This window comes from Pseudomonas sp. LABIM340 (genome assembly GCF_040017195.2).
GTDB lineage: Bacteria > Pseudomonadota > Gammaproteobacteria > Pseudomonadales > Pseudomonadaceae > Pseudomonas.
Genome location: NZ_CM200227.1, coordinates 3,485,870 through 3,500,516 on the forward strand (window position 1 = coordinate 3,485,870; position 14,647 = coordinate 3,500,516).

The 14,647-nt window shown below is 67.0% G+C and carries 14 protein-coding genes; 11 read left to right on the forward strand and 3 right to left on the reverse strand.

The genetic code is table 11. The features are described 5' to 3' along the window. Positions 1-8 precede the first annotated feature (8 nt). Together mgrA and ABKS89_RS16000 are read left to right on the forward strand one after the other, a co-directional pair. A complete protein-coding gene (gene mgrA, locus ABKS89_RS15995; protein ID WP_348586103.1) occupies positions 9-1,052 on the forward strand; it encodes an L-glyceraldehyde 3-phosphate reductase in 1,044 nt (347 codons plus the stop codon). Positions 1,053-1,056: 4 nt separating this feature from the next. After that, positions 1,057-1,986, forward strand: a complete 930-nt coding sequence (locus tag ABKS89_RS16000; RefSeq protein WP_348586104.1) for a sulfonate ABC transporter substrate-binding protein — start codon at positions 1,057-1,059, stop codon at positions 1,984-1,986. Between the two features lie 107 nt (positions 1,987-2,093). Here the strand turns inward: ABKS89_RS16000 and ABKS89_RS16005 are convergent, their stop codons facing one another. Further along, the gene (locus tag ABKS89_RS16005) at positions 2,094-2,843 is read right to left on the reverse strand and encodes a DUF899 domain-containing protein (protein WP_138215654.1); all 750 of its coding nucleotides are present in this window, start codon (positions 2,841-2,843) and stop codon (positions 2,094-2,096) included. A 95-nt stretch (positions 2,844-2,938) separates the two neighbouring features. On the opposite strand from ABKS89_RS16005, the gene ABKS89_RS16010 reads away from it, so the two are divergent. The 7 genes from ABKS89_RS16010 (at position 2,939) to ABKS89_RS16040 (ending at position 10,745) form a co-directional block, all read left to right on the forward strand. After that, positions 2,939-4,135, forward strand: coding sequence for a winged helix-turn-helix domain-containing protein (locus ABKS89_RS16010; protein ID WP_348586105.1), 1,197 nt, complete (start codon positions 2,939-2,941; stop codon positions 4,133-4,135). A 41-nt stretch (positions 4,136-4,176) separates the two neighbouring features. Beyond that, complete coding sequence (locus ABKS89_RS16015; RefSeq protein ID WP_348586106.1) at positions 4,177-4,827, forward strand: Vgb family protein; 651 nt, start codon at positions 4,177-4,179, stop codon at positions 4,825-4,827. 65 nt (positions 4,828-4,892) lie between these two features. After that, positions 4,893-5,342 (forward strand): methyltransferase family protein, encoded by a 450-nt coding sequence (locus tag ABKS89_RS16020; RefSeq protein WP_138215651.1) that lies wholly within the window; start codon positions 4,893-4,895, stop codon positions 5,340-5,342. A 96-nt stretch (positions 5,343-5,438) separates the two neighbouring features. Further along, the gene (locus tag ABKS89_RS16025) at positions 5,439-6,140 is read left to right on the forward strand and encodes a response regulator transcription factor (RefSeq protein WP_138215650.1); all 702 of its coding nucleotides are present in this window, start codon (positions 5,439-5,441) and stop codon (positions 6,138-6,140) included. Next, a complete protein-coding gene (locus tag ABKS89_RS16030) occupies positions 6,140-7,528 on the forward strand; it encodes a HAMP domain-containing sensor histidine kinase (protein ID WP_348586107.1) in 1,389 nt (462 codons plus the stop codon). Before ABKS89_RS16025 ends, ABKS89_RS16030 begins: the two co-directional genes overlap by 1 nt. A gap of 72 nt (positions 7,529-7,600) precedes the next feature. After that, on the forward strand, positions 7,601-9,835 hold the full coding sequence (locus ABKS89_RS16035) for a TonB-dependent siderophore receptor (RefSeq protein ID WP_138215648.1): 2,235 nt from the start codon (positions 7,601-7,603) through the stop codon (positions 9,833-9,835). 16 nt (positions 9,836-9,851) lie between these two features. Beyond that, complete coding sequence (locus ABKS89_RS16040; protein WP_348586108.1) at positions 9,852-10,745, forward strand: alpha/beta hydrolase; 894 nt, start codon at positions 9,852-9,854, stop codon at positions 10,743-10,745. Between the two features lie 152 nt (positions 10,746-10,897). Here ABKS89_RS16040 and ABKS89_RS16045 read toward each other — a convergent pair whose 3' ends face one another. Continuing rightward, complete coding sequence (locus ABKS89_RS16045; RefSeq protein WP_348586109.1) at positions 10,898-11,791, reverse strand: LysR family transcriptional regulator; 894 nt, start codon at positions 11,789-11,791, stop codon at positions 10,898-10,900. 89 nt (positions 11,792-11,880) lie between these two features. On the opposite strand from ABKS89_RS16045, the gene ABKS89_RS16050 reads away from it, so the two are divergent. Continuing rightward, on the forward strand, positions 11,881-12,657 hold the full coding sequence (locus ABKS89_RS16050; protein ID WP_348586110.1) for an NAD(P)H-dependent oxidoreductase: 777 nt from the start codon (positions 11,881-11,883) through the stop codon (positions 12,655-12,657). Positions 12,658-12,771: 114 nt separating this feature from the next. On the opposite strand, the gene ABKS89_RS16055 is transcribed toward ABKS89_RS16050, so the two are convergent. Continuing rightward, positions 12,772-13,587 carry an aminotransferase class IV family protein gene (locus ABKS89_RS16055; RefSeq protein WP_348586111.1) on the reverse strand — a complete coding sequence of 272 codons (816 nt, stop codon included), beginning with the start codon at positions 13,585-13,587 and terminating at the stop codon, positions 12,772-12,774. A 139-nt stretch (positions 13,588-13,726) separates the two neighbouring features. On the opposite strand from ABKS89_RS16055, the gene gcvA reads away from it, so the two are divergent. Then, positions 13,727-14,641 (forward strand): transcriptional regulator GcvA, encoded by a 915-nt coding sequence (gene gcvA, locus ABKS89_RS16060; protein ID WP_138215643.1) that lies wholly within the window; start codon positions 13,727-13,729, stop codon positions 14,639-14,641. Positions 14,642-14,647 lie beyond the last annotated feature (6 nt).

Genomic DNA, 14,647 nt, shown 5'->3' on the forward strand with positions numbered 1-14,647 from the left:
GAGTTTTCATGACCTACCTCGCCCATCCCGACCGCTACCAGCACGTCCCCTACCGCCGCGTCGGCCGCAGTGGGCTGGTCCTGCCAGCTCTCTCCCTGGGCCTGTGGCACAACTTCGGCGACAGCGTGCCGCTGGACCGCCAGCGCGCCCTGCTGCGCACCGCCTTCGACCTGGGTATCAACCACTTCGACCTGGCCAACAACTACGGCCCGCCCTACGGCAGCGCCGAGATCAACTTCGGCCGCCTGTTGCGCGAGGACTTCGCTGCTTACCGCGACGAACTGGTGATCTCCACCAAGGCGGGCTGGGACATGTGGCCCGGCCCTTACGGCCAGGGCGGCAGCTCGCGCAAGTACCTGCTCTCCAGCCTCGACCAGAGCCTCAGGCGCCTGGGCGTGGATTACGTGGACATCTTCTACTCGCACCGCTTCGACCCGGACACGCCGCTGGAGGAAACCGCCGGCGCACTGGCCACTGCCGTGCAGCAAGGCAAGGCACTGTACGTGGGCATCTCGTCCTATTCCGCCGGCAAGACCGCCGAGCTCGCCGCGCTGCTGAAGGAATGGAAGGTGCCGCTGCTCATCCACCAGCCGGCCTACAACCTGTTCAACCGCTGGGTGGAAAAGGACCTGCTGGCCACCACCGACGAGCTGGGCACCGGCGTCATCGCCTTCACCCCGCTGGCGCAGGGGCTGCTCACCGATCGTTACCTGAACGGCGTACCGGCCGATGCGCGGGTCAACCAGCCGGGCGGCGCTTCGCTGCGGCCGGAGCATCTGTCCGAGGACAACCTGCGCCGTGCCCGCGCCCTGAACGAAGTCGCCCAGCGTCGCGGCCAGAGCCTGGCGCAACTGGCGCTGGCCTGGGTGCTGCGCGATGCCCGTGTGACTTCCGCGCTGATCGGTGCCAGCCGGCCGGAGCAGATCGTCGAGAACGTCGCCGCGCTGGATAACCTCGCCTTCAGCGCCGAGGAGTTGGCAGAGATTGATCGTCACGCCGTGGAAGGCGGGATCAACCTCTGGGAAAAACCCTCCCACGACTGGAAGGAATAAGGCTGTGAGACTGCTCAATCGACTGCTCGCCGTATTACTGCTGCTCGTGGCTGGAACTGCCCAGGCGCATGACCCGGCGCAACTGCGCATCGGCTACCAGAAGGCCTCGGTCAGCCTGGTGCTGGCCAAGGAGCATGGACTGCTGGAGAAGCGTTTCCCGCAGACGCAGGTCCAGTGGATCGAATTCCCCGCCGGGCCGCAGATGCTCGAAGCGCTGAACGTCGGCAGCCTGGATATCGGCTCCACCGGCGACATCCCGCCGATCTTCGCCCAGGCCGCCGGCGCCGACCTGCTCTACGTCGGCGTCGAGCCGCCCAAGCCGCAGGCTGAAACCGTGGTGGTGCCCAGGGACAGCCCGATCCGCAGCGTCGCCGAACTGAAGGGCAAGCGCGTGGCATTCCAGAAGGGCTCCAGCTCGCACAACCTGCTGCTGCGCCTGCTGCAGAAGGAAGGCTTGAGCCTGAAAGACATCCAGCCGCTGTACCTGACGCCGGCCGATGCCCGCGCCGCGTTCGAAAGTGGCCGGGTGGATGCCTGGGCGATCTGGGACCCGTGGTATTCGGCGCTGCTGCTGGACGGCCATGCGCGCTTGCTGGCGGACGGTTCGGCGGTGGGCCTGAGCGGGCCGTTCTACCTGTCCAGCCGGGAATACGCGGGCGCCAACCCGGCGTTCATTCACCAGGTACTGGACGCTCTCAACGAAGCCGAAGCCCTGACCCGCAGCGACGAAGCCGGCAGCGTGGCGATCATGGCGCGCGTGACCGGGCTGGCGCCGGCGGTGATCGAGGAAACCTTCAGGCACCGTCCGCCCTCGCCCATTCAACCCGTGGGTGATGCGGATATTGCCGCGCAACAGCGCACCGCCGACCTGTTCCTCGCCGAGCGCATCCTGCCGCGCGCCGTGGATATCAGCGCGGCGCGCTGGGCACCCTGATTGTAGGAGCGAGCCATGCTCGCGATCCGTAAGCAGGGCTTACGGTGCCGATGCGCGTCTGGGCGCGCGGAATCCGTCCGCGACGTTTCCGGGCGGCGCGGAGGCCCTCAGTACTCATCGTGCCGGCGCCACCAGACGCCCTGCTCGTTGCGCCCCAGCGGCGCGCGGTCGAGCCACTGGAACAGGCCCCAGAGCGAGTCCAGGCCACGAGCGTAGGTGGAGTAGCAGTGGTAGATGCGGTCGCCTTCGCGGATGAAGCTGCTCATCCCAGGCAGATCGCGGGTGAAGGTCGCCACGTCGGTGCCGCAGCAGGCGGCGGTTTCCACCACGGGAGCCGGCGCCGGACCCGCGGCGGGGCCTTCGCGGCGGAAGTTGTAGTCGACCTCCCCACCCCGTTGCTGCGCTTCGGTGAACGACACGTTGAAGTCGTAGTTGAAGCCGCTGCCGTGGGATGACGCCCACGGGAAGCTCCAGCCCATGCGCCGGCGGTACGCCAGCAGCTTCTCCAGCGGCGCGCGGGAGACCGCCAGCAGGCTCACATCGTGGTTCGCCAGGTGGGTGGCGTAGCCGTCGAAGCCATCGGCGATGTTCGAGCAGGACGGGCAGCCGGCGCGGTAGTCCGGGCCGAACATGAAGTGGTAGACCAGCAGCTGCGAACGGCCGGCGAACAGCTCGGCAAGGCTCGCCGGGCCGTGCTCGGTGTCGAAGCGGTAGTCCTTGTCGACCAGCACCCAGGGCAGCGCCTGGCGTTTGCGCGCCAGTTCGTCGCTGCGCCGGGTCAGGGCCTTCTCCTCGGCCAGCAGTTCCAGGCGTGCGGCCAGCCATTCTTCACGGGTAGCGGTGGGATGGGCAGTCATGATGGTTCTCCTCCGCCTGCGGCGGCTTGGTGGGCATGGCTTAGACTAGGCAGCGGGCCGTGCCCGACGGGAGTGACAAAGTTGGCAGGATTTCCATGGATTCGCTGATCACGGCGGCAGCTCGTGCCCTGGCAGCGGGCGACCCGCTGGGTGCTCTGAACCGCGTGGCACTGCGCGAAGACCCGCCGGCGCTGGCCCTGCGCGGCATCGCCATGGCCCAACTGGGCGATTTTCCGCGTGCGCGCACTCTGTTGCGCCGAGCCGCCCGCACCTTCGGTGCCCACGAGCCGATGGAGCGCGCCCGCTGCCGGGTGGCCGAAGTGGAAGTGGCGCTGGCCAGCCGCGAGCTGAACTGGCCAACCGCACCGCTGGAACAGGCGGCGCAGGTGCTGCACAGCCATGGCGACAGGCTCAACGCCGCCCACGCCCGTTACCTGCTGATCCGCCGTGCGTTGCTGATCGGCCAGCTCGATCAGGCCCATGCAGCACTCGCCGAGGTGCAGCCGGAATCGCTACCAGCGCCGCTGCTCGCTGTGCATTGGCTGATTGCCTCCGGCATCGCCGTGCGCCGGCTGCAGGCCGGTGAGGCACGCACTGCGCTGCGCAGGGCCGCCGAGGCAGCCGCCGCGTCGGGTATTCCCGCCCTGCGCGCCGAGGTCGATCAGGCGGCACGCACGCTCGAAGCGCCGGCCGCCCGGCAGATCGACCGCCAGCACACGCGCCTGCTGTCGCTGGATGAAGTGGAAGGCCTGCTTAACTCCGACGCCCTGGTGGTGGATGCCTGCCGCAACCGCATCGGCGACCTGTCGCTGGGTAGCCGTCCGGTGCTGTTTGCCCTTGCCCGCGCGCTGGCCGAAGCCTGGCCGGGCGATGTGACCCGCACCGAGCTGATCGGCCGGGTGTTCCGCACCCGTCACCCGGACGAAACCCACCGTGCGCGCCTACGGGTGGAAATCGGCCGCTTGCGCCGGCTGCTGCAACCCCTGGCCGGCATTGAGTCGACGCCTCGCGGTTATCGGCTGGTCGCCGCCAATCCGGTGGTCCTTGCGCCGCCGCTGGATGACGCCAACGCTGAAGTGCTGGCGCTGCTCAGTGATGGTCAGGCCTGGTCCAGTTCGGCCCTGGCAATGGCGCTGGATACCAGCCAGCGCAGCGTGCAGCGCGCCCTCGAAACGCTGGCCGAAGCCGGCCGGGTGCAGGCGCTCGGGCAAGGCCGCGCCCGGCGCTGGACGCTGCCACCAGCGCCGGGATTCGCGACGACCTTGTTACTCCCCGCGCCCTTCGGTGTCTGAATAGGCTGAAGGCTCCCACCCATAACGTGCAGGGCAACATCATGACTACCCACTACAAGCAATCCCCGGCGCAGGTGCTGCAGGAGTACGGTCCCTTCCCCGGCGTCAGCGCCGTCCACGGCCTGACCTTCGACGGCAACCGCGTCTGGTTCGCTGTCGGCGAGCGCCTGCAGAGCCTAGACCCGCAGGACGGCCACCTGGAGCGCGCCATCGAAGTGCCTGCCCACGCCGGCACCGCCTTTGACGGCAAGCACCTGTACCAGATCGGCGAAAGCATCATCCAGAAGATCGACCCGGCCAGCGGCAAGGTGCTCTCGACCATCCCGGCACCGGGCAATGGCGGCGATTCAGGCATGGCCTGGGCGGAAGGTTCGCTCTGGGTCGGCGAGTACCGCGCACGGAAGATTCATCAGATCGACCCGGAAAGCGGCGAAATCCTCCGTACGATTGATTCAAATCGTTTCGTCACCGGGGTGACCTGGGTCGAAGGCCAACTCTGGCATGGCACCTGGGAACCGGAATCGACCTACAGCGAGCTACGCCGCATCGATCCGCAGTCCGGCGCGGTTCTGGAGCAGCTGGATATGCCCGAAGGCGTGCATGTATCCGGCCTGGAAGCCGATGGCGACGAGCGTTTCTACTGCGGCGGCGGCAACAGCGGCAAGGTCCGCGCAGTACGCCGGCCGCGCTAAGGGCATCGATCTGGGCTAGTGTGGGTACCTCACTGGAGATGGCCGCACTGGCCCGGAGACCGAGCATGGATTGGCTGGAACACCGTATTCCCCCGCCCCTGGTGGCAATCATCACCGCCGTGCTGATGTGGCTGGCAGTGCGTCCGATCGATCCGCCGGGCAACAGGCTATGGCTGGCCCTGCTGGTGGCGCTGGCCGGGGTCGCGGTCTGCCTGGCGGGCGTCGCGTCGTTTCGCCGCGCGCGCACCACGGTCAACCCGTTGAAGCCGGAGTCCGCCTCCTCGCTGGTGGTCGCCGGTATCTACCGGTATACGCGCAATCCCATGTACCTGGGCTTCGCCATCGTCCTGCTGGGCTGGTGCGTTTTTCTCGGTTCGGCGCTGGCGGTGCTCGGTGTCGCGGTCTTCGTGCTGTACATCGGACGCTTCCAGATTCGCCCGGAAGAGCGCGCGCTGCGCGAGCTGTTCGGTGCCGAGTTCGAGGCGTTCTGCGACCAAGTACGGCGCTGGGTCTGAGGCCGTTTCTGACAGGTGTCAGACAAATCGCCATTGCCTTCTGACGGAAAGGGGTGAGATATTTGCAAATGCTAAATATTCTCATCAAGGCTTACTGTGTCCCCTTCGCTCTTGCTGGTGGAAGACGATTCCCGTCTTCGCCTGGACCTCGAACGTCATTTCTGTCAGCGCGGTTTTGCCGTCACTACTTGCGCGAACGGTGACCAGGGGCTGGTGGCCGTCCACCAGCACGACTTCGACCTGGTCCTGCTGGACATCATGCTGCCCGGCGTCGATGGCCTGTCCCTGCTGGATACGCTGCGCAGCGCGCGCACCACGCCGGTGATGCTGATGTCCGCCCTGGGCGCGGAACAGGACCGCATCACCGGCTTCACCCGCGGCGCCGACGACTACCTGCCCAAGCCATTCAGCCTGGCGGAGCTGGATGCGCGCATCGATGCGCTGCTGCGCCGGGTCAGCCTGGATCGCGCCCGCACGACGCAGAGCGAGCCTCAACGGCACAGCTCACTGCAGTTCGACGATGAACTGCAGGACGTTTCCCGCAACGGTGAACACGCTGGTCTTACGCATTCCGAGTACCGCCTGCTGGCGACGCTGAACGCCCATGCCGGCGAAGCGCTGAGCAAGAGTTTCCTCTACCAGAGCGTGCTGCACCGTGCCTACACGCGGCTCGACCGGGGGCTGGACGTGCACGTCTGCAACCTGCGCCGCAAGCTGGCGGGCATCGGTGCGCAACAGGTGCAGATCCAGGCCGTGCGCGGCCAGGGGTACATCCTGGTAGACGCGGAACGTCACTGATGCGCCGTCACCCGTTGCTGTGGAAGATCGCAGCGCTGCAGGTCGGCTTCTGCCTGCTGCTGACCTGGCTGATCTGGACCTGGGGCCTGTCGCTGGAGCGCAGCACCTATTTCCTCGGCACCGAGGACCGCGACTACCTGGCGCGCTATGCCGAGCAGGCCGAAAGGGTCTGGGAGCTGCAGGGCGCCGAGGGCGTGGAGCGATTCCGCCGAGAGCTTTCCGCTGCCGAGGACACCTGGGTTGCGGTGATCGGCGAACACCTGCAGAGCCTGGGCACCACACCGCTGACAGCGGAGGAATCCAGCCACCTGACCTTCATGCGCATGCTGCACTGGCCCATGAGCCGGCGCCTGCAGGACGAGCTGCCCTATGTCAGCATCGAATTCCCCCGGCATCCCGAGCGCGGCCGACTGGTCATGCAGTTGCCCGAGCGCCTGCTGCCGGGCGGCCTGACGCCCTGGACGCACCTGTTCAGCCACGGCGTTGTGCCGACCCTGCTGGCCGCCCTACTCGGCCTGCTGATCTATCGCCACCTGGTGTTGCCGCTCAATCGTCTGCGCGCCCGCGCCGATGCGCTGCGCGCGGACGACCTGGACAGCGAGGGCCCCGGCACCCCGCTGGCCCATCGCCGCGACGAGCTGGGCGAGCTGGCGCTGGCCTTCGACCACATGGCCGACCGCCTGCGGCATAGCCTGGCGCAGCAACGCCTGCTGCTGCGCACGCTGTCCCACGAATTGCGTACACCCTTGGCGCGCCTGCGCATTGCCCACGACAGCGACCTGCCGGCGGATCAGCTGCGGCAGCGCCTGGACCACGAAATCCAGGACATGCAGCGCCTGCTGGAAGACACCCTCGACCTCGCCTGGATGGACACCGAACGCCCGCAACTGGAGCGTGAGCCAGTGCTCGTGCTGTCGGTCTGGGAAGCGTTGCGCGAGGACGCCTGCTTCGAAAGTGGCTGGGAGCCCGAGCGGCTGCCCTGCTCACTGGGCACCGAGTGCGTGGTGCAGGTGCATCTGGACAGCTTTGCCCAGGCCATCGAAAACCTGCTGCGCAACGGCATCCGCCATTCTCCGCGCGGTGGCAGCGTGCGCCTGGACGGCTGGCGCGAGGGCGCGTTCTGGCACCTGTGCGTCAGCGACGACGGTCCCGGTGTGGCCGAAGCAGACCTCGAACGCATCTTCCAGCCCTACCAGCGGCTGCAGCCGTCGGAGTCCAGCGGATTCGGACTTGGCCTGGCCATCGCCCGGCGCGGTGTCGAGCTGGCGGACGGGCGGCTGTGGGCGGAAAACGGCACGGCCAATGGCAACTCGGGGCTTTGCCTGCACCTGCTGTTGCCCGCCGCCGAGACCGAAAACCTTGGCCAACAAAGCACCGCAAGTGTTTAGAAAGTTAATGCGCTTTACTGGCAAATAGCAGTCATTATCATTTGGCGATCTTTCAGTTGCCGGAGATCACCGATGTCGTCCCGTCCGATGCAGTTCCTTCCGCCCTTCCTGCTGCTGTCCAGCTGCCTGCTGTCCTTCGCCGTGCAGGCCGCCAGCGCCGATTCCGATGTCGTCGAGTTCGACAGCGAGACCATCGTCGCCACCGCCGCCGAGGAAGCCAAGCAGATGCCGGGGGTGTCGATCATCACCGCCGAGGACATCAAGAAGCGCCCGCCGGCCAGCGACCTGTCGCAGATCATCCGCACCATGCCGGGCGTCAACCTGACCGGCAACTCCACCAGCGGCCAGCGCGGCAACAACCGCCAGATCGACATTCGCGGCATGGGCCCGGAAAACACCATGATCCTGGTCGACGGCAAGCCGGTCTCCAGCCGCAACGCCGTGCGCTACGGCTGGCGCGGCGAGCGTGATTCGCGCGGCGACACCAACTGGGTGCCGGCCGACCAGGTGGAGCGCATCGAAGTCCTCCGCGGCCCGGCGGCGGCGCGCTACGGCAACGGCGCGGCAGGCGGCGTGGTGAATATCATCACCAAGCAGGCCGGTAAGGAAACCCACGGCGACGTCACCGTCTACAGCAACTTCCCGCAGCACAGCGATGAAGGCGCCACCCAGCGCATGACCTTCGGCCTCAACGGCCCGCTGACCGACAGCCTGAGCTACCGCGTGTACGGCAACGTCGCCAAGACCGACTCGGACGACTGGGATATCAACGCCGGCCACGAATCCAACCGCACCGGCAACCAGGCCGGCACCCTCCCCGCCGGCCGTGAAGGCGTGCGCAACAAGGACGTCAACGGCCTGCTCAGCTGGCACCTGACGCCCGAGCAGACGCTGGACTTCGAGGCCGGCTTCAGCCGTCAGGGCAACATCTACACCGGCGATACGCAGAACACCAACAGCAACGCCAACGTGAAGTCCATGCTCGGTCACGAGACCAACCGCATGTACCGCGAGAACTACTCGATCACCCATCGCGGCGAGTGGGACTTCGGCAGCTCCATGGCCTACCTGCAGTACGAGAAGACCCGCAACAGCCGCATCAATGAAGGCCTGGCCGGCGGCACCGAGGGCATCTTCAGCAACACCGATTTCTACACCGCCACCCTGCGCGACCTCACCGCCCATGGCGAAGTGAACCTGCCGCTGCACGCCTGGCGCGACCAGACCCTGACCCTGGGCAGCGAATGGGTGCAGCAGAAGCTCGACGACCCCAGCGCCAACACCCAGACCACCAGCGAAGGCGGTTCGGTGCCGGGGCTGACCAGCAGCAACCGCGATACCACCTCGCAGGCGCAGATCTTCTCGCTGTTCGCCGAAGACAACATCGAGCTGATGCCCGGCACCATGCTCACTCCAGGCCTGCGCTGGGACCACCACAGCATCGTCGGCGACAACTTCAGCCCGTCGCTGAACCTGTCCCACGCGCTGACCGATACCGTCACCCTGAAGGCCGGCATCGCCCGCGCCTACAAGGCGCCGAACCTCTACCAGCTCAACCCCGACTACCTGCTCTACAGCCGCGGCCAGGGCTGCTACGGCCAGAGCACCAGCTGCTACCTGCAGGGCAACGAGGACCTCAAGGCGGAAACCAGCGTCAACAAGGAGCTGGGCATCGAGTTCCAGAAGGACGGCCTGATCGCCGGCCTGACCTACTTCCGCAACGACTACAAGAACAAGATCGAGTCGGGTCTGTCGCCCATCGATCAGGCCAGCGGCGGCACCGGCAGCTACGCCAACGCGGCGATCTATCAGTGGGAAAACGTGCCCAAGGCGCTGGTCGAGGGCCTGGAAGGCACCCTGACCATTCCGCTGATGGAGCAGCTGAAGTGGAGCAACAACTTCACCTACATGCTGCAATCCAAGAACAAGGAAACCGGCGACGTGCTCTCGGTAACGCCCAAGTACACCCTCAACTCCATGCTCGACTGGCAGGCCACTGACGCGCTGTCGCTGCAGGCCAGCGTCGCCTGGTACGGCAAGCAGACGCCGAAGAAGTACGACTACCACGGCGACCGCGTCACCGGCAGCGCCAACAACCAGCTCTCGCCCTACGCCATCGCCGGGCTGAGCGGCACCTACGTGTTCACCAAGAACCTGAGCTTCACCGCCGGGGTGGACAACGTCTTCGACAAGCGCCTGTTCCGCGAGGGCAACGCCCAGGGCGTGAACGGCATCGAGGGCGCCGGCGCCGCCACCTACAACGAACCGGGCCGTACGCTGTACACCAGCCTCACCGCGTCGTTCTGATCAGAGGAAAAGCCCGATGAGAATTCGCCTCCTGGCCCTGGCACTGGCGTTCGCCGTGCCGGGGCTGGCAGCGCACGCCGCGCCTGCCCCCGACCAGAAAATGGACACCCACCTGCTGCAACGCAACGACCTGGCCTACCGCTTCAGCGAGCTGAAGCTGGACTCCGCCGACGGTCAGCGTCACTACCAGCTGTGGATCGCCCGCCCGAACCATCCCGCCCCAGCCGCCGGCTACCCGGTGGTGTGGATGCTCGACGGCAACGCCGCCATTGGCGCGCTGGACGAGAAACTGCTGACCGACCTGAACAATGGCAAGGCACCGCTGCTGGTCGCCGTCGGCTACCAGACGCCCCTGCGCATCGACCGCAGCGGTCGCACTCGCGACTACACGCCACTTCGTCCGCAGTTGGCCGAACAGAATGACCCGCTCACCGGCGATCCCAGTGGCGGCGCCGACGCCTTTCTCGACCTGATGCGTGACCAGATGCTGCCGGCGGTTTCTGCACAAGCCCCCATCGACCGTTCGCAACAGACGCTCTGGGGCCATTCCTACGGCGGCCTGCTGACGCTCCACGCGTTTCTGACCCGGCCGCAGCAGTTCAGCTTCTACGCTCCGGCGAGCCCTTCGCTGTGGTGGGGCGACGGCGCCATCCTCAAGGAACAGGACGGCTTCGCCCAGCGGCTGGCCGGTCACTCTGCACAACTGCTGCTGATGCGCGGCGGTGAAGAACCCTTCCGCCCGCGCGAGGACATCACCCCCAGCGCGCCCCGCGCCGCCCAGCAACTGGTGGAAGACGTCGCCAGGGCGCCCGGCATGCAGGCGCAGTTCCATGCCTTCGACGGCATGAGCCACGGGCAGACGCTGGCCGCTTCGCTGAAGTACCTGTTGCGGACGAAGTTCGTGGACTGACTGGATATCCACCGCAGGCTGAATCACCTCACCCCAGCCCTCTCCCTCTGGGAGAGGGCTGGGGTGAGGGCTTGCCCAGCCGTGATGCCGCCAGCAAGCCCATTCGCGAGCAAGAACTAGGCGTCCCCCTCGCTCCTACGAAAAGCCCCCCGTCAGACCGATGCCGCAATCTGCTCCCGCAACCACCGATGCGCCGGGTCGCGGTGCGAGCGCTCGTCCCAGAGCATCGACATCTCGTAGCCCGGCACCTCCACCGGCGACTCCACCACACGCAGCGCCGGGTTATCCCGCACCAGCCGCGCCGGCACCATGGCCACCAGGTCACTGCTGGCGAGCGCCGAGATGACAAAGAGGAAATGCGGCACCGACAGCGCCACGCGCCGGCTCAGGCCCGCCGCCGCCAGCGTCTCGTCGGTCACGCCGCTGAAGCCGCCGCCATCGGGCGACACCATCACATGCTCCAGTTGGCAGAACTGCGCCAGGCTCGGCTTGCGCTTGAGCTTCGGGTGCCCGGCGCGGCCGGCCAGCACATAGCGCTCGCTGAACAGCGTGCGGCGGCGCATGCCCGGCGGGCTGCCTTCGGTGGTGTGGAAGGCCAGGTCGATATCACCCTGCTCCGCCTGCCGGGCGATGCGCGGCGGCGACAGCTCCAGCAGCGCCAGGCGGGTGCCCGGCGCGCTGCCTCGAATGGCGCTCAAGGCCGGCAGCAGGATGGTGGATTCGCCGTAGTCCGTCGCGGCGATGCGCCAGGTGTTGTCCGCCTGGGCCGGGTCAAAAGGCGCCGAAGGCGCCACCGCCTGTTCCAGCGCCTCCAGAGCAATGCGCAAGGGTCCGCGCAGGGATTCGGCCCGCGCCGTCGGGCGCATGCCGCGCGGGCCGGGCAGCAGCAGCGGGTCGTCGAAGATGTCGCGCAGCTTCGCCAGGTGCACGCTCACCGAGGGCTGCGAGAAGTTCAGCCGCTCCGCTGCGCGGGTCACGTTGTGCTCGGAAAGCAACACGTCCAGGGTCACCAGCAGGTTGAGGTCGAGCCTGCGCAGATTATTCATTCATATACCTGGGATTCCGTATATTCATTTCCACTATACCTGCGGCAATCGCATCCTGCGCACACCCCCTCTCAACGGAAGCAGCCGCCATGAATGTACTGATCGTCTACGCCCACCCCGAACCGCGCTCGCTCAATGGTTCGCTGAAGGATTTCGCCGTGCGCCGCCTGCAGGCCGCCGGCCATGAGGTACAGGTCTCGGACCTCTACGCGATGAACTGGAAAGCCACGTTGGACGCCTCCGACAGCCTCGACCGCGACCCCGAGGCGCGTTTCGACCCATCCCTGGACTCCAAGCGCGCCTACGCCGCCGGCCGGCAGAGCAGCGATATCGCCGCCGAGCAGGAAAAGCTGCGCTGGGCCGACACGGTGATCCTGCAGTTCCCGATGTGGTGGTTCACCATGCCGGCGATCCTCAAGGGCTGGTTCGAGCGGGTCTACGCCTATGGATTTGCCTATGGCGTCGGCGAGCACTCCGATGCCCGCTGGGGCGACCGCTACGGTGAAGGCAACCTGGCCGGCAAGCGCGCCATGCTGGTGGTCACCACGGGCGGTTGGGAATCGCACTACAGCGCGCGCGGCATCAACGGGCCGATCGACGACCTGCTCTTCCCGATTCACCATGGTGTGCTGCACTACCCCGGTTTCGACGTACTGCCACCCTATCTGGTCTACCGCACCAGCCGTGTCGATGCGCAGCGCTACGCGCAGATCGAGCAGGAGCTGGGCGAGCGTCTGGACAACCTCCAGACCACCGCACCCATCCCCTTCCGCCGGCAGAACGGCGGTGATTACGACATTCCCGCGCTGACCCTGCGCGAAGAGATCGAGCCCGATGTCAGTGGGTTTGCCGCGCATCTGGAGTGAGCCGCTGTACGCGAGCAAGAACCCGCAGTAGGGCGCATAACGCGACAGCGTTATCCGCCGAGTGGCCGGCGGATAACCTGTTCCAGGTTATTCGCCCTACCTTTCTGCGTACCTTCAGGGCTTCACCCGAGGCTCCGTCTCGAAGGCGCTGCGCAGCAGCTCGACGAACTCCGGCGCTGGCGTAATCTCCACCTCGCCGATGCGGCTCACCGGCACCGCTGGCGTCCAGGAGTTCATCAGCACGGCGCCGGCCAGTCGCGGCAGATCCTGCTGGTCGATGCTCAGCGACGACTGGCGCGCGCCGAGCCTTTCCAGCTGGCGCTGGAGGATGCCCATGGTGGTGCCGGCGAGCATCCTCGCCCGCGGCCAGATCACCGTTTCTCCGTCCCAGAACGCCAGGTTCCAGATGGTCGCCTCGCTGAAGCGGCCCCGATGGTCGGTGAACACCGCATCATCGAAACCGGCAGCCACCGCCTCGCGCAGGTACCAGGTCTTGGCGATCTCGCCGACGTGCTTGATCTCCGGCAGCACCCGCTCGTGCCCGGCGATGGCCAGCGACAACGGGCCCTGCGGACCATCCGACGGCGGCGCGGTGCGCACCAGCAGCTCGGGCCGGTGCTCGGGCCCTGCGACAGTGAACTCCCCGGCGGGCGAGTACACCGTCGCCATCAGCGAAGTCTCCGCAGGCGCCTGTTCCAGTGCAGCACGCAAGGCAGCGCGGATTTCCTCGTCGGTGTGGCTCCGGCCGAACAGCCGCAGCGAGGCATTGCGCAGTCGCTCCAGGTGCAGGTCCAGACCACGGATGCCGCCGCCGCGCACCTGCATGGCAGTGAAATGGGCATAGCCGGCGAAGGCCAGCGGTGCGAGGTCGTCGGCGCTGGCGGGACGGGCGTTGCGCTGGGTGATGTAGGGATGGATGGCGGCTGACATGGCTTTGGCTTCCTCTGCTCGGTGTTTCACTGCATGGACATCTGCATATCCAGCATCAAGTGGAATCACTATCGGCCTTTGACGAAGCCAGGAGAAACGAGTATTTCTCGACGGATCATCAAACAGGATTTGAAGATCGATGAGCCGCCCCTTTCCCGGTATCCGCTCGCTGCGCACCTTCGAGGCCGCCGGCCGCCACCTGAACTTCACCCGCGCCGCGGAAGAAGTCGGCCTCACGCCGGCGGCGGTCAGCCACCAGATCAAGGAGCTGGAAGACCAGCTCGGCCTCGGCCTGTTCGTGCGCACCAGCCGCAGCATCCAGCTGACCCCGGCGGGCGCCCTGCTGCTGGAAGCGGCGGCGGAATCCCTCGGCCTGCTGCATCGCGCCACCGTGCGAGCGCGGCGGCTGGCGCGCACCTCGGAACAACTGCGGGTCTCGCTCACCGCGCGCTTCGCCACCCACTGGTTGCTGCCGCGCCTGCCACAGTTCCGCGCGCTGCATCCGGGGCTGAAGCTCAGCTTCGATGTCAGTGACGAGCTGCGCGACTTCGCCGTCGACGACATCGACCTCGCCATCCGCTTCGGCAGCGGCCGCTATCCCGGCCTGCTGGCCGAGCGCCTGTTCGACACGCAGATCGTCCCGGTGTGCTGCCCGAGCCTGCTGGAAGACGGCCCGCCCTTGCGCGAGCCGCGCGACCTGCAGGCCCACACGCTGTGCCATGTGGTGTGTGAAACCGAAGGCGCACCGTGGCCGGACTGGTCACGCTGGATGGAAGCGGCCGGCGTGGAGGACTTCGACGCCAGCGGCTGCGTCACCTTCGAGGACACCAGCCACGTGGTACAGGCGGTGCTCGAAGGCGGCGCGATCGGGCTGGCCGACCACGCCATGGTCGCCCGCGAGCTGGAACAGGGCCTGCTGGTGCAGCCGTTCGAACTGGGCGTGCGGGTTGCCGAGGACTATGCCTACAACCTGGTCTACCCGCAGGCCAGCGCGGACGAGCCGCGCGTCAAGGCCTTCCGCGAATGGATTCTCGGGGAGATGGCCATCGGCTGATCGCTA

Bases quoted from the DNA above. Each gene is read 5' to 3' on its own strand.
- mgrA (WP_348586103.1), top strand. From the start codon at position 9: ATGACCTACCTCGCCCATCCCGACCGCTACCAGCACGTCCCCTACCGC.
- ABKS89_RS16005 (WP_138215654.1), bottom strand. From the start codon at position 2,843: ATGACTGCCCATCCCACCGCTACCCGTGAAGAATGGCTGGCCGCACGC.
- ABKS89_RS16010 (WP_348586105.1), top strand. From the start codon at position 2,939: ATGGATTCGCTGATCACGGCGGCAGCTCGTGCCCTGGCAGCGGGCGAC.
- ABKS89_RS16015 (WP_348586106.1), top strand. From the start codon at position 4,177: ATGACTACCCACTACAAGCAATCCCCGGCGCAGGTGCTGCAGGAGTAC.
- ABKS89_RS16020 (WP_138215651.1), top strand. From the start codon at position 4,893: ATGGATTGGCTGGAACACCGTATTCCCCCGCCCCTGGTGGCAATCATC.
- ABKS89_RS16030 (WP_348586107.1), top strand. From the start codon at position 6,140: ATGCGCCGTCACCCGTTGCTGTGGAAGATCGCAGCGCTGCAGGTCGGC.
- ABKS89_RS16035 (WP_138215648.1), top strand. From the start codon at position 7,601: ATGTCGTCCCGTCCGATGCAGTTCCTTCCGCCCTTCCTGCTGCTGTCC.
- ABKS89_RS16040 (WP_348586108.1), top strand. From the start codon at position 9,852: ATGAGAATTCGCCTCCTGGCCCTGGCACTGGCGTTCGCCGTGCCGGGG.
- ABKS89_RS16045 (WP_348586109.1), bottom strand. From the start codon at position 11,791: ATGAATAATCTGCGCAGGCTCGACCTCAACCTGCTGGTGACCCTGGAC.
- ABKS89_RS16050 (WP_348586110.1), top strand. From the start codon at position 11,881: ATGAATGTACTGATCGTCTACGCCCACCCCGAACCGCGCTCGCTCAAT.
- ABKS89_RS16055 (WP_348586111.1), bottom strand. From the start codon at position 13,587: ATGTCAGCCGCCATCCATCCCTACATCACCCAGCGCAACGCCCGTCCC.
- gcvA (WP_138215643.1), top strand. From the start codon at position 13,727: ATGAGCCGCCCCTTTCCCGGTATCCGCTCGCTGCGCACCTTCGAGGCC.